At 71.2% G+C, this 14,882-nt stretch carries 10 protein-coding genes; all 10 read left to right on the forward strand.

Annotated features, from left to right (window positions below; genetic code table 11):
- Positions 1-2 precede the first annotated feature (2 nt).
- The 10 genes from ddaH to AB0G28_RS01715 all read left to right on the forward strand — a co-directional run bounded on the left by ddaH (position 3) and on the right by AB0G28_RS01715 (position 14,882).
- The gene (gene ddaH / locus AB0G28_RS01670; protein WP_361081902.1) at positions 3-848 is read left to right on the forward strand and encodes a dimethylargininase; all 846 of its coding nucleotides are present in this window, start codon (positions 3-5) and stop codon (positions 846-848) included.
- Positions 849-929: 81 nt separating this feature from the next.
- Positions 930-1,589, forward strand: coding sequence for a polysaccharide deacetylase family protein (locus AB0G28_RS01675; protein WP_361081904.1), 660 nt, complete (start codon positions 930-932; stop codon positions 1,587-1,589).
- Positions 1,590-1,861: 272 nt separating this feature from the next.
- On the forward strand, positions 1,862-2,545 hold the full coding sequence (locus AB0G28_RS01680; RefSeq protein WP_361081906.1) for a glycoside hydrolase family 75 protein: 684 nt from the start codon (positions 1,862-1,864) through the stop codon (positions 2,543-2,545).
- Positions 2,546-2,755: 210 nt separating this feature from the next.
- Positions 2,756-4,066: a nucleotide sugar dehydrogenase gene (locus tag AB0G28_RS01685; protein WP_361081908.1), complete on the forward strand. Its 1,311-nt coding sequence runs from the start codon at positions 2,756-2,758 to the stop codon at positions 4,064-4,066.
- Between the two features lie 25 nt (positions 4,067-4,091).
- Complete coding sequence (locus AB0G28_RS01690) at positions 4,092-5,252, forward strand: glycosyltransferase family 4 protein (RefSeq protein ID WP_361081910.1); 1,161 nt, start codon at positions 4,092-4,094, stop codon at positions 5,250-5,252.
- A gap of 109 nt (positions 5,253-5,361) precedes the next feature.
- Entirely contained in the window at positions 5,362-6,717 is a 1,356-nt protein-coding gene (locus AB0G28_RS01695; protein WP_361081912.1) for an exopolysaccharide biosynthesis protein, read from the forward strand.
- Positions 6,714-8,603, forward strand: a complete 1,890-nt coding sequence (locus tag AB0G28_RS01700) for a Wzz/FepE/Etk N-terminal domain-containing protein (protein WP_361081914.1) — start codon at positions 6,714-6,716, stop codon at positions 8,601-8,603. The genes AB0G28_RS01695 and AB0G28_RS01700 overlap by 4 nt, the downstream gene beginning before the upstream one ends.
- A gap of 42 nt (positions 8,604-8,645) precedes the next feature.
- On the forward strand, positions 8,646-10,556 hold the full coding sequence (gene asnB, locus AB0G28_RS01705; protein WP_361081916.1) for an asparagine synthase (glutamine-hydrolyzing): 1,911 nt from the start codon (positions 8,646-8,648) through the stop codon (positions 10,554-10,556).
- On the forward strand, positions 10,553-12,730 hold the full coding sequence (locus AB0G28_RS01710) for a bi-domain-containing oxidoreductase (RefSeq protein WP_361081918.1): 2,178 nt from the start codon (positions 10,553-10,555) through the stop codon (positions 12,728-12,730). Before asnB ends, AB0G28_RS01710 begins: the two co-directional genes overlap by 4 nt.
- 103 nt (positions 12,731-12,833) lie before the next feature.
- Positions 12,834-14,882, forward strand: coding sequence for an alginate lyase family protein (locus tag AB0G28_RS01715; RefSeq protein WP_361081920.1), 2,049 nt, complete (start codon positions 12,834-12,836; stop codon positions 14,880-14,882).

The raw sequence follows: 14,882 nt of genomic DNA on the forward strand, positions 1-14,882 counted from the left end.
TCATGCAGGGATCACTGGCCACCCGCGTACCGACCACCCGTCGATACCTCATGTGCCCGCCGCGCTTCTTCGCGGTGGACTACGTGATCAACCCCTGGATGGACCCCACCCAGCCGGTCAGCGCCGACGTCGCCATGGCGCAGTGGGCGCAGCTGCGCGACACCTACCGCCGCCTCGGCCACACCGTCGAAGAGATCGACCCGCAGCCCGGCCTGCCCGACATGGTCTTCGCCGCCAACTCCGGCACCGTCGTCGACGGCCGCGTCCTCGGCTCGCGGTTCCGCGCGCCGCAGCGCGCCGCCGAGGCCGAGCACTTCCGCCGCTGGTTCGTCGAGCACGGCTACCGCGACGTCACCATGCCCGAGAAGGTCAACGAGGCCGAGGGCGACTTCGCCTGGACCGGCACCCTGCTGCTCGCCGGCACCGGCTTCCGCACCGACCCGGCCGCGCACGCCGAGGCGCAGGAGGTCCTCGGCGTCCCGGTCGTCTCGCTGCACCTGGTCGACCCGCGCTACTACCACCTCGACACGGCGTTGTTCGTGCTCGCCGAGGCGACGGACACCACGCGGGCGCAGATCGTCTACTACCCCGAGGCGTTCTCCGCGGGCTCGCGCCGCGTGCTGGAGCGGCTGTTCCCGGACGCCGTCCTCGCGACGAAGGAAGACGCCGAGTGCTTCGGCCTCAACGGCGTGTCCGACGGACGCAACGTCGTCCTGCCCGTCGAGGCCACCCGTCTGGGTGAAATTCTGGCTGCCCGTGGGTACGAGCCGGTCTACGTCGACATCTCTGAGCTGCGGAAAGCCGGCGGCGGCCCGAAGTGCTGCACGCTCGAAATCCGCAAAGGCTAATTACTGGCAAAAACGTGTAACTCACCCGTTTGCCACGGCGATTAATCGAAGTAACGAATCGGCTACTCGCGGTGGCAGGCGGTGGAAGTGGTGGCAGTGATCCTCGCCGTGCACGGGATCGGCCGGCCGGCTCGTCAGCTGGACCCGGGCGAGGACGAGCGCTGGCTGACCGTCGCGCAGTTCGAGCGCGTGCTCGACTTCGCCGCGGACCGCGAAGACGTCCGCCTCACCTTCGACGACGGCAACGACTCCGACGTCGAGATCGCGCTGCCGCGGCTCGCCGAGCGCGGGCTGGCGGCGGAGTTCTTCCCCCTGGCGGGCCGGCTCGGGCAGCGCGGCTACCTCGACCGCGACGGCCTGCGCGAACTCGTGCGCGCCGGGATGGAGGTCGGCTCGCACGGCTGGGAGCCGCGCGACTGGCGGCGGCTCGACGACCGCCACGCCCGCCGCGAGCTGACCGACGCGCCGAAGCTGCTCGGCGACCTGTGCGGACAGCCGGTCCGGCGGTATTCGCTGCCGTTCGGCGCCTACGACCGGCGCGTGCTGGCGCGGCTGCGGCAGGCCGGCGCCACCCGCGTCTACACGAGCGACGGCGGGGCCGCGCGCCGCGACGGCTGGCTGCAGGCGCGCACCGAACTGCGGCACGACCTCGACGGCGACTGGCTCGACGGCGTGCTCGCCCCGGGGCCCCGGCGGGCCGGGCGCTGGGTGAGCCGCCTGTTCCGGCGCGCTGCCCGGTAGGGCGGTCGCCCCGACGGGACCTCGCCGTGGCCGATGGACCGGCCGAACCTCGACGAGCCGCCGCGCCGCCCGTTGGCGGCATGTCCCGGGGAACGGGACACCGGCCGAACCGGTGGCCCGCACGCCCGGTCTCATGAGCAGCGTTTTCGTCAAGTCCGGCCGCACGATGGGAAATTCCCCGACCTTCGGGTCTTGAACCCGGTCTCGCCGGAGTGCATCCTGGTGCCCCGCCGCTGTAAGGAAAGTTTCCTAACTAAGGGAGCAACCAGGAAATGCGGAAACTGATCCTGCTCGCGACGCTGGCGCTGACCGCCGCCGTGATGCCGTCGGCCCTCGCCTCGGCGTCACCGGCCCCGGCCACCGTGGCGGCCGCCCCGACCGCCGCCCAGCTGCTCGCGAAAACCACCAGCTGCAAGCAGATCTCGAACGGCAAGTACAAGACCGACGAAGACGCCTCGGGCAAGACGGTCGCCGTCTGCGACGCGAATGGCGCGGTCTTCTGGAAAGCCGACATGGACATCGACTGCGACGGCCAGCGCACCTCGCAGTGCAACGAGAACACCGACTGCTGCTACCAGGACGACACGGCGTTCCACCAGTCCGACGGCAAGCCGCTCAACGCCGCGAAGCTGCCCTACATCGTCGTGCCGAGCTCGAGCAGCATCTGGAAGTACTCCTCGTCCGGCCTCAAGGGCGGCGGCTCGTGCGCGGTGATCTACAACGGCAAGGTCGAGTACGCGGTCATCGGCGACACCGGCCCGACGCAGATCATCGGCGAAGCCTCCTACGCGACGGCGAAGGACCTCGGCATCAACCCCGACCCGTCCAACGGCGGCACCGACTCGGGCGTCACGTACATCTGCTTCAAGAACTCGACGGTCTCGCCGATCGAGAACCACTCCAACGCGGTGAGCAAGGGGCAGAGCCTCGCCACCACCTTCGTGAACAACAACTGACGCGCGACCTGTTGACGATCCGGCGGCGAACCGTGGTTCTTTTCCACGGTTCGCCGCCGGATCGCGGGTGAATCGAGACGCGATTCTCACCTGAAACCCTTGCGCCTCACCGCCGTTTCACGCATTCCCCCGTTCGCCGCCCCGGCGGTAACGATCCAGGGGAGCGCGGCGACCAACTTGAGGGTCGCGCGGAATAGCGGAGGTTTTGGCGTGAAGATCAGTGTCTTCGGGCTCGGTTACGTCGGCTGTGTCTCCGCCGCGTGCCTGGCGGGGCAGGGACACCGGGTGGTCGGCGTGGACGTCAACCCGGTGAAGATCGACCTCATCACCCAGGGCAACGCCCCGGTGGTCGAGGAACGGATCGGCGAGCTGACCGCCGAGGTCGTCGCGAGCGGGGCGCTGAGAGCCACGACCGACGTCGCCGAAGCCGTCGCCGACAGCGAGATCTCGCTGGTCTGCGTCGGGACGCCGTCGGCGCCGAACGGCAGCCTCTCCACGGTCTACCTCGAGCGCGTCGCCGAGGAAATCGGCGAAGCCCTCGCGAAGAAGAGCGAGCGGCACACCGTCGTCTTCCGCAGCACCATGCTGCCGGGCACCTGCCTCGACCTGCTGGTCCCGATCCTGGAGAAGGCCTCGGGCCGCACCGCCGGGGTCGACTTCGGTGTCGCGGTGAACCCCGAGTTCCTGCGCGAGGGCACCAGCGTCCGCGACTTCTTCGACCCGCCGAAGACGGTCATCGGTGAGATCGACGAAGCCAGCGGCGACGCCGTCGCGGCGTTGTACGAGGGCCTGCCCGGCCCGGTTTTCCGGGTGCCGATCCCCGTCGCGGAAATGACGAAGTACGCCGACAACTCCTTCCACGGCCTGAAGATCGGGTTCGCCAACGAGCTCGGCGCGATCTGCCGGGCGCTCGGCCTCGACTCGCACCAGGTGATCGACGTCTTCCTCGCCGACACCAAGCTCAACATCAGCCCCGCCTACCTCAAGCCCGGGTTCGCCTTCGGCGGCTCGTGCCTGCCGAAGGACCTGCGCGGGCTCGTCTACGCCGCGCACCGGGCCGACGTCAGCGTGCCGATCCTGTCGCACGTGCTCGCGTCGAACGACGAACACCTGCAGCGGGCGTTCGACCTGGTCGCGCGCACCGGCAAGCGCAAGGTCGGGCTGTTCGGGCTGTCGTTCAAGCCGGGCACCGACGACCTGCGCGAGTCGCCGCTGGTCGAGCTGGCCGAAAAGCTGCTCGGCAAGGGCTACGACCTGAAGATCTACGACGCCAACGTCAGCCTCTCGCGGCTGATGGGCGCCAACCGCGAGTACATCGAGAGCCGGCTGCCGCACCTCGGCCAGCTACTCGCCGGGACCGTCGAAGAAGTCGTGAACCACGCCGACGTCCTGCTCGTGGGCACCAAAGACCCGGACGTGCTGGCGGCGCTGCCGCACGGCCGGGAGATCGTCGACCTCGTCCGCCTGCCCGACGCCGCGGAGCGTCGCCTTGAAGAGGGATACGCCGGCCTTGCTTGGTAAAACACAGCCTGGTAAAGCGCTCATCTTGGTCGAAAACCTGTCCGTTCCCTTCGACCGGCGGGTTTGGCAGGAGTCCACGACCCTGCGCGACGCCGGGTGGGAAGTCCACGTGATCTGCCCGCAGGGCACGAAACGCGACACCGAGGCCGAAGCCGTCGTCGACGGCGTCCACATCCACCGCTACCCGCTCACGGCGGCGACCGGCGGGCCCGCCGGCTACCTGCAGGAGTACGGCAGCGCGCTGTGGCACACGCTGCGGCTGGCCCGGAAGGTCGGGCCGGTCGACGTCGTCCACGCCTGCAACCCGCCGGACCTGCTCTACCTGGTCGCGAAGTACCTGAAGCGCCAGGGCGCGAAGTTCATCTTCGACCAGCACGACCTGTGCCCCGAGCTGTACCTCTCGCGGTTCGACCGCGGGCAGGACCTCCTCTACCGCGGGGTCTGCGCCCTCGAGCGCGCCACCTACCGCGCCGCCGACGTCGTGATCTCGACGAACGAGAGCTACAAGCAGGTCGCCCGGATCCGCGGCGGCAAGCGGCCCGAGGACGTCTTCGTGGTGCGCAGCGCCCCGGTCGTCGAGCGGTTCAAGGAGGTGCCGGCCGAGCCCGAGCTGAAGAAGGGCAAGCCCTTCATGCTGGCCTACCTCGGCGTGATGGGCCCGCAGGACGGCGTCGACTACGCCCTGCGCGCGCTCGCGAAGCTGCGGGACGAGGTCGGCCGCACCGACTGGCACGCGGTGTTCGTCGGCTCCGGCGACGCCTTCGACGACATGGTGGCGCTCTCGGCGAAGCTCGGGCTGGGCAACCAGGTCGAGTTCACCGGCCGGATCCCGGACGAGGACCTCGTCCGCTACCTCTCCACCGCCGACGTCTGCCTGTCGCCGGACCCGCTGAACCCGCTCAACGACGTCTCCACGATGAACAAGGTCATGGAGTACATGGCGATGAGCAAGCCGATCGTCTCGTTCGAGCTGCGGGAAGCCCGGGTGTCCGCCGGTGAAGCGGCCGTCTACGCCCCGGCGAACGACGAGTCGGCGTTCGCGAAGCTCGTCGCCCAGCTGCTCGACGACCCCGAGGAGCGGGTCCGGATGGGTAAGCTCGGTCAGGCCAGGGTGGCGGGTCCGCTCTCCTGGGAGAACTCGGCGAAGGCCCTGCTCGCCGCGTATGAGCACGCTGTGAAGTCCTGATCGCCGTTCGGTCAAGAAATTTCCGGACGTGTAACCAATGCTCCCGGTCCGGCGACGGTTCCGGTAACCGGCCGATCAACACACCCCGTTCGGCGTACCCGGCTCAGGAATGGAGACCCCGCCGTTGACTGACGACACGGTGCGCCTGGCCATGGTCGGGCAGGTCCTGCGACGACGATGGCGGCTGCTGGCCGCCCTCGCCGTCCTGGGCGCGGCCGTCGGCGCCGTGGCGTCGATCCTGCTTTCGCCCGGCTACAAGACGACCTCGAGCGTGCTCCTCCAAGGACCGCGCCAGGCCGACGAACTGCTCACCCAGGCCCAGGTCGCGACCAGCTCGGTCGTCCTCGACCGCGCGGCCGCCGTCCTGCCGTGGCACCCGAGCGGCGCCGACCTGCAGAAGAAGGTCACCGCGTCGGTGTCGAACGGCAACGTCGTGACGCTGACCGTCTCCGCCGACACCGCCGAGCACGCCCAGCAGCTCGCCGACCAGGTCGCGCAGCAGTTCGTCAAGTACTCCGGGCAGCTGGCCAGCAACTCCGCCGACGCGTCGGTGCAGCTGGCCCAGGAGCAGCGCGAGTCGCTGCGCAACCAGGTCAAGCTGACCACGGACAAGATCAGCGAGCTCGCCAAGAACGTGGGCGGGGACCTGACCGTGGAGAGCGTCCAGGTTCGCACCCAGCTCGAGGGCCTGCGGACGTCGCTGGAGCAGGCCATCAACGACCTCAACCAGGCCGACCTCGCGACCGGCATCGGCAACACCGTCGTGCTGGGCAGCTCCGAGCGCCCGACCGGGCCGGCCGCCCCGACGATGGTCCAGCTGGTCGCCGGCGGCGCGGTGCTGTTCTTCCTCGTCGGCGTGTTCGGCCACCTGTTCGCCGCCCGCGCCGACCGGCGCCTGCGGGGCGAGCCCGAGATCGCGTCCGCGCTCGGGTCGCCGATCCTCGCCGGTGTCGACGTCACGACCCCGCAGGGCGACCGCCTCCCGGCCACCGGCCTGCTCGGCAAGGTCCGGCGGCTGCTCGGCGGCGACCGGCCGTGGCTGCTCCCGCCGGTCGAGACCTCGGCCGACGAGGTCAACCGCGACATCCGCTACCGCCGCGTGCTGGCCCGGCTGGCCACCGGCCCCGCCGACGTCCTGCTGCTCGTGGCCGACGACGACGAGACGGGCCGCCTGGCCGCCGCCCAGCTCGCCGAGCTGGCCGACCGGATGTCCCTGCCGCTGCGGGTCTTCGAGTTCTCACCCGAGCGGCCGACCGTGCCGGACGCCGGACGCGACTCCGGGGTCCTGGTGGTCCTCGGCACCGGCACCCGCACCGCGTGGCAGCTCGTCCGGCTCGCCGAAGCCTGCACCGACGCGGGCCAGGAAATCGTCGGCGCCGTCCTCACCCACCCCGTCCGGCCGGCCGAGCCGGTCACCGAACCCGCGGCGGAAGCCCCCGAGAAAGCCCTGGCAGGTTCGGCGTGACGACTCCTTCGGAAACCCCGGCGGCACCCCTCTTCGACCTCCAGCGCCTGTTCGTGGCGATCCGCCGCCGCAAGCGCTTCTGGCTGGCCACCGCGCTGCTCGGGCTGATCGCGGGCGCGGCCGTGGCGATCGTGCTGCCCGCGCCGCCGACCGCGGTCACCAAGGTGATCGTCGTCCACCAGGACGACTCGCCGACCGACAGCGGCACGCTCATGCGCACCGACGTCGCGGTGCTGCAGACGACCCAGATCGCCGAAGGCGCGCTGAAGAAGCTGGGCAGTACCCAGTCGCCCGAAGAGTTCATGAAGAACTACGCGGGGCTCGGCCTGACGAACAACGTCCTGCAGATCACCGTCAAGGCCAAGAACGGCGACGACGCCGTGGCGCAGGCCAAGGCGCTCGCCGAGGTGTTCATCGCCGACCACGTGCAGCGCAGCCAGGCCGCCGCGGCCGCGCAGTCCAAGGCCATCCTCGACCAGCGCAAGAACGCCCAGGACGAGCTGGCCAAGGTCGACCAGCAGATCGCCGACGAGACCGGCAAGGGCCGCAACGCCAACGCCAGCACCCTCGAAGGCCTCTACGGCCGCCGCGCCGCCCTCGCCTCGCAGATCTCCGACTTCGACGCCCGCGCCCAGCAGGCCGGCATCGGCAGCCCGCAGGTCGCCGCGGGCACGCAGGTCGTCGACGCCGCCCGGCTCCTGCCGAAGGCGTTCCTCAAGACGACCGCGACCGACGCCGGCGTCGGGTTCGCCCTGGGCCTGGCCCTCGGGATCGCGCTCGTCGCCGTCGGTGCCGTGTCGCGCGACCGGCCGGTGCTGCGCCGCGAAATCTCCACCCACCTCGGCGCGTCCGTGATCGCGCAGCTGCCGTCGAAGCGCCGGGGACTGGCCAGGGTGTGGCGGCGCAAGCGAGTGGTGTCCGAACGCGAACGCGTCGCGACGACCCTGGTCCGCGCGATCAAGAAGGACTCGCGCGAGGTGTCGCTGCTCGAGCTCGGGGCGCCGAAGGTCGCCGCCGCGCTGGCCCTCGACATCGCCGGGGAGCTGGCCGCGGACGGCCGCGCGAGCGTCGTCGACGACCTGCCCGGCGAAGACGTCCGCAAGCTGGCGGCCACGACGAAGAGCGAGGTCGTCGTGGTCGGCGCCGCCGACCCCGGGGCCGAACCCGGGGAACACCGCATCGGCGTCGGCACGGTCTCCCCGGGCACGGCGTGGACCGATCTGGAACACCTCGGCTCGGAAACCGTGCTGGTCGTCAAGGCCGGGCACGCGAACACGCTGTGGCTGCACACGGTCGCCCGGCAGCTCGCCGACCAGCGCATCCCGGTCATCGGCATCGTCCTCGTCGACCCGGACCCGCGCGACAAGTCCGACGGCACGCTGTGGGACGCCCTGCACACGGCATTGCGCGGCCGGGCCGAGCAAGCACCTGCCGTGCAGCCCGCCCCGGACCCGCTCGAGGGCCGGATGGACGAGCTGGCGGCCCGGATCGCCGAGCGCGTCGCCGCGACGGACCCGCCGACCCGGCGGTTCACCCCGATCCGGCCGGTGGTCCCGCCCGCCCTCGCCACCCCGAGACCGCCCGCCGCGCCGCTGCCGCCGCCCGGCACGGTGGGCATCCCCGACCACCTGAACGCGCCGACGAAGAGATTCGCCCCGGTGAAGCCGCCGAAGCGGTCGGCGCCGTTCAAGCGCGACCACGCCGAGCCGACGCACAAAGGCGAACTGAACGCCGATCCCGAGCCGGAACAGAGCGCTGTGACAAGCGGGGCTTCGCCCCGGGCTGGGGGCTCCGCCACCCAGGCCCCCGAAAAGAGCGCTGTGACAAGCGGGGCTTCGCCCCTGGCCGGGGGCTCCGCCACCCAGGCCCCCGAAAAGACCGCGTAGGTCTCCCGGACCCGCGCCACGACCCGAAGGGGAACCGCCGAGATGTGCGGCATCGCAGGCACCTACCTCTGGCCGGACGGCGGGCCGCTCACCGACCGGCTGACCAAGACGCTGGCCCACCGCGGCCCCGACGGCTCCGGCCGCTACGAGCACCGCGCCGGCCCCGGCGAAGTCCACCTGGGCCATCGGCGGCTGTCGATCATCGACCTGTCGGAAACCGGCGCCCAGCCGATGGCCCTCGACGGCCTCGCGCTGAGCTACAACGGCGAGCTGTACAACGCGCCGGAGCTGCGGGCCGAGCTTTCCGCGGCCGGCGTCCGCTTCCGCGGGACGTCCGACACCGAGGTGCTGCTGCAGGCGTGGCGGCGCTGGGGCACGGACTGCCTGCCCAAGCTGCGCGGCATGTTCGCCTTCGCGCTGTTCGAGGAGGGCACCGGCGAGCTGTTCCTGGTCCGCGACCAGCTGGGCATCAAGCCGCTGTTCTTCGTCCAGCGCAACGGCGGGGTCGCCTTCGCGTCCGAGCTGAAGGCCCTCGCGGGTGAGCTCGGCGGGTCGCTGCAGGTCGACAACGCGGCGCTGATCGCGTCGCTGCTCTACTACTGGGTGCCGGACAGCCGGTGCGCCTACCAGGGCGCGGAGAAGCTGCCGCCGGGCACGTGGCTGCGGTGCCGTCCCGACGGGCGGGTCGACCGCGGCCGGTTCTGGTCGCTGCGGGAGGTCGCCGAGGAGGGTGCGGCGTTCGAAGGCGAGGTCGACCTCCACGAGGTGATCGCGGAGTCGACGGCCAAGCACCTGCTCTCGGACGTCCCGGTCGCGACGTTCCTCTCCGGTGGGCTCGACTCCAGCTACCTGACGGCGCTGGCCGCGCGTTCGCAGCCCGGGATTTCGGCCTACACCATCGGGTTCCGCGCCGAAGACGCCAAGTTCGAGGCGATGCCGGACGACCTCAAGTACGCCCGGATCGTCGCCCAGCAGTTCGGCGTCGACCTGCACGAGATCGAGATCGCGCCGCAGGTCCTGGACCTGCTGCCGAAGATGACCTACCACCTCGACGAGCCGATCGGCGACCCGGCGGCGATCAACTCCTTCCTGATCTGCTCGGCCGCGCGCGAGGCCGGCGTCAAGGTGATGCTGTCCGGGATGGGCGCCGACGAGCTGTTCGCCGGCTACCGCAAGCACCTCGCGAACCTGATCGCCCTGCGCTACCACAAGGTGCCGAGCGCGGTCCGGCGCCCGGTCGAGTCCGTTGTGGACAGACTGCCGGTGGCGTCGGCCAAGCGCGGCTACCGGTCCGTGCGGTTCGCCAAGCGGTTCCTGTCGTTCGCGGGCCTGCCCGAGGAGACGGCGTTCCGGCGCAGCTACACGATGTACGACCGCGCCGAGCTGCTCGACCTGGTCAACCCGGACCTCGCGGCGGACGTCGACTCCGTCCTGACCGAGCACGCGGACACGTACAACGACCAGGCGCTCGACGACTTCGTCAACCGGATGTGCCTGGCCGACTCGCGGCTGTTCCTGCCCGGCCTGAACCTGACCTACACCGACCGTTCGACCATGGCGGCCTCGACCGAGGTGCGGACGCCGTTCGTCGACGTCGAAGTCGTGCGTGCGGCGTTCAAGATCCCGGGGAACAAGAAGATCGTCGGCCGCGCCGGCAAGGTCGCGCTGAAGAACGCGGCGCTGAACATCCTGCCGAGCGAGATCGTGCACCGGCCGAAGGGCCTGTTCAGCGCGCCGCTGCGGGCCTGGATGAGCCGCGACCTGGCGCCGCTGGTGCGCGAAGTCGTCAACGACGGCGTGCTCGTTTCGTCCGGCTTCCTGCGGCGTGAGGCGCTGCAGCGCATGGTCGCCGAGGACGCCGCCGGCCAGGAGGACCGCGGCAAGCACCTCTGGCACGTCCTGACCCTCGAATACTGGTACCGGAACGCGATGTCTGGAGCGGAAGCGAAGTGAAGCAGGTAGTCCAGAACTACAAGAGCGGTGAGCTGGCGCTCCTCGACGTCCCGGAGCCGGCCTGCAAGCCGGGTGGCGTGCTGGTGCGGACGGTGTACTCGCTGATCTCCACCGGCACCGAGATGATGAAGGTGTCCGAGGCCAGCATGTCCCTGGTGGGCAAGGCCAAGGCCCGGCCGGACCAGGTCGCCAAGGTGATGCAGAGCGTCGCCACCAACGGCCTTTCGGCGACCTACCGCAAGGTGACGTCCAAACTGGACTCCTACACCCCGCTCGGCTACTCGCTGTGCGGCATCGTCGAGCAGGTCGGCGACGGCATCACCGACGTCGCGGTCGGCGACCTGGTGGCTTGCGCGGGCAACGAGCACGCCCTGCACTCGGAGCTGAACTGGGTGCCGAAGAACCTCTACTCGCGCGTCCCGGCCGGCGTCGACCCGCGGCACGCGGCGTTCGGCACCGTCGGGTCGATCGCCATGCAGGGCGTCCGCCGCGGCGAGCCGCAGATCGGCGACGTCGCCCTGGTCATCGGCCTCGGCCTGATCGGCCAGCTCGTCGTGCAGCTGCTGGCGTCGTCCGGCGTGCGCGTCGTCGGCGTCGACCCCGACCCGGAGCGGTGCAAGCTCGCCGAGAGCCTCGGCGCGCTGACCTGCGCGCACCCCGCGTCCGGCATCGTGGACACGGCCGTGGCCGAGCTGACGCACGGCGCGGGCGTCGACCAGACCTACCTGGCGGCCGGCGGCAACACGAACGACCCGGTGGAGCTGGCCGCGAAGCTGTCGCGCGACCGCGGCCGCGTGATCGACATCGGCAAGTGCAAGCTCGACCTGCCGTGGAACGCCTACTACGAGAAGGAACTGGACGTCCGGTTCTCGCGGTCGTACGGGCCGGGCCGCTACGACCCGTCGTACGAGCTGGAGGGGCGTGACTACCCGATCGGCCAGGTCCGCTGGACCGAGCGCCGCAACCTCGAGTGCGTGCTGGACTTGATCGCGCGTGATCGGTTGGACGTCGAGCCGCTGATCACGCACGTCTCGGACTTCTCGGACGCGGTTTCGACGTATCAATCGCTGAACGAGGGTGCTTTGAAGGCCGTCGCGGTGCTGTTCCGCTACCCGGACGCGGTCGCCCGGACGGAGCCGGTCGTGACGTCCGCGCGCGTCGGGCTGGTGGAGCACAAGGCCGCGCCGCTGCCGGCCGGGCAGCCGGTGCGCCTGGGCTTCATCGGGGCGGGCAACTACGCGTCGTCGATGCTGCTGCCGCACCTCGTCGAGCGCGCGGACGTGGAGCTCAAGCACGTCGCGACGACGTCGGCGCTGTCCGGCGCCAACGCCCGGCGCAAGTTCGGCTTCGCTGAGGCGTCGACCGACATCGACAACGTCCTCGGCGACGACTCGATCGACGCGGTGTTCGTCGTGACGCGCCACAGCTCGCACGCCGAGCTGACCCGGCGAGCGCTGCTGGCGGGCAAGACGGTGTTCGTCGAGAAGCCGCTGGCACTCTCACCCGAAGAGCTGCAGAAGGTCCTGGACGCGATCGAGGAGTCCGGCAACGACCGGCTCCAGGTCGGCTTCAACCGGCGGTTCGCACCGCTGCTGCACGAGGCCCGCGACCAGTTCGGCCCGCGCGTCGGCCCGGCGACGGTGCGGTACCTCGTCAACGCCGGCCGCCTCGACCACGGCAGCTGGTACAACCAGACCGACACCGAGGGCTCCCGCTTCGCGGGCGAGGGCGGCCACTTCATCGACACGGTGAGCTGGCTGCTCGACGCGGACCCGGTTTCGGTGTACGCCACGGGCGACCTCCAGGTGACCCTCGGCTACGCGGACGGCTCGACGGCGGTCATCACGTACGCGGAGACGGGCTCGTCCGGCTTCCCGAAGGAAACCCTCGACCTCACGGCCGACGGCAAGGTGCTGAAGTTCGACGACTTCGTCCGCGCGTCGGTGTACTCCCGCAAGAAGTGGGCCAGTTCCCGGATCCCGAAGGGCCGCGACAAGGGCCAGGCCGCCGAGGTCGACGCCTTCCTGACGGCGGTGCGGACGGGCGGCCCGATGCCGATTTCGATCGCGTCGATGGCCGCGACGACCCTGGCGACGCTGGCGGCGCAGACGAGCGTCGCGAACGCGGCGCCGGTCCGGATCGAGCTGCCGAGCAAGACGGGTGCGCCAGCATGACGAGCGTCGCGCCGGTCGGGCCGGAGCTGCTGGGGACGGCGGGTTCGGGCAGGCCGAGCATTGCGCCGGTCCGGCCGGCACTGCTGCCGGAAGGTGCCCGGTCATGATGGGGCCCGGCTGGTACCTGCGCCGGCTGTCCCGGATGGGGCCGGCGGAGGTCGTCGGCCGCGCTCGGCATGCCGTTGTCCAGCGGCAGTGGCGTTCGGAGCTGCCCACGCCGCCTCTTTGGCCCGCGCACCCGCGGTTCACGGCCGTGCTGCCTGCCGGGGTGGTGGGCAAGGTGTCCGGTGAGGCGGCTTCGCGGCTGCTGGCCACGGCCGACGAGCTGATGGCCGGCCGCGCCGAGTTCTTCGGCGTGGTCCGGTCGGATTTCGCGGCGCCGGACTGGTTCCTCGACCCGAAGACGGGCCGTCGCGCGCCTTCCGAGCTGTACGCGTTCGACGTGCCGTACCGGTCGGAGGACACGGTCGGCGACATCAAGCAGATCTGGGAGCCCTCGCGGCACCAGCACCTGACCGTGCTGGCCGCGGCGTACGCCCTGACCGGTACCCCGGCGTACGCCGCGCGGGTGGCCTCGCACCTGCGGTCGTGGTGGGCGGAGAACCCGCCGTTGCGCGGTCCGCACTGGGTGAGCGGCATCGAGCTGGGCATCCGGCTGCTGTCGTGGGTCTGGACGCGTCGCCTGCTGGACGGCTGGGACGGCGCCGGAGAGCTGTTCGAGGACAACCCGGACTTCCAGCTCCAGCTGTGGCACCACCAGAACTGGCTCGCGACGCTGCGCAGCCACGGCTCGTCGGCGAACAACCACGTCATCGCCGAGGACGCCGGCCTGCTGGCCGCGGCGTGCGCGTTCGGCTGGTTCCCGGAGTCGGCGGGCTGGCGGGCTTCGGCGATGCGCTCGCTGGACCTCCAGCTCGGCCGCAACACGTTCCCGTCGGGACTGAACGCGGAACTGGCGTCGGAGTACCACGGCCTGGTGCTGGAGCTGGGCCTGGCGGCGGCGGTGGAGGCCGACGCCGCGGGCACGCCGGTGCCGGACACCACCTGGGACGTCCTGCTCCGGATGACCGACGCCCTCGCGTCTATTGTGGACAACCGGCTCCGGCCACCCCGCCAGGGCGACGCCGACGACGGCTTCGGCCTGATCGTCGACGGCACCGAGACCGACCGTTGGGCCTCGTTGCTGGCCACCGGCGAGGTCCTGTTCGGCCGGCCGGCCTGGTGGCCGCCGGTCCCGGGCGACGACGTCCGCACGGCGCTGCTGGCCTCGCTCGCGTCCCGGACTCCGCGTGCCTCGGGCGCTCGTCCTGCCCAGCGCCCGGCACACCTGCGCGACGCGGGCATGACGATCCTGCGGTCGGGTCGCATCTGGGCGCGCTGCGACGGAGGCCCGCACGGGTTCCTGTCGATCGCCGCGCACGCCCACGCGGACGCGCTGTCGGTGGAGGTCCGCCACGACGGCGTGGACATCCTGGCCGACCCGGGCACGTTCTGCTACCACGGCGAGCCCCAGTGGCGGTCGTACTTCCGGTCGACGCTCGGCCACAACACCCTCGAGCTGGGCGGCCGCGACCAGTCGGTGTCGGGCGGCCCGTTCCTGTGGACCCGCCACGCGGTGACCAAGGTGCTGACGGTCGAGACCCCGCCCACGGGAGCATCCCGCTGGACGGCAGCCCACGACGGCTACGCCCCGGCCGCCCACCGCCGCACGGTGGAACTCGACGGCACCGTGCTGAAGATCATCGACGAGGTCCTCGGTGAGGGAGGGGCGGCGGGCCGCCTGGCGTTCCACTTCGGCCCTTCGGTGACGGTCACGCTCGACGGCACCACGGCCCGGCTCAGCTGGCCGGCCCCGCTCGGTGCGACCGGCACGGCCTCCGGTGCGTTCGGGGCTGCCGCGTCCGGTTCTGCCTCCGCCGGTGTGTCCGATCCTCTCGTCGGCCGCGTGTCCGGTTCCCTCGCCGCCGGCGGGGGAGGGGTGCGCAGCGCCGTCATGGAACTGCCGCCCGAGTTGTCGTGGATCGCGCACCGCGGCGAAACTGAGCCGCCGCTCGGCTGGTACTCCGCCGGCTTCGGCAGGAAGGAACCCTCGACCACCCTCGTCGGCTCCGGGACTCCCGGACACCTCACCACCTTGCTCCGCTTCAGTTAG

This window comes from Amycolatopsis sp. NPDC021455 (genome assembly GCF_040640995.1).
Lineage (GTDB): Bacteria > Actinomycetota > Actinomycetes > Mycobacteriales > Pseudonocardiaceae > Amycolatopsis.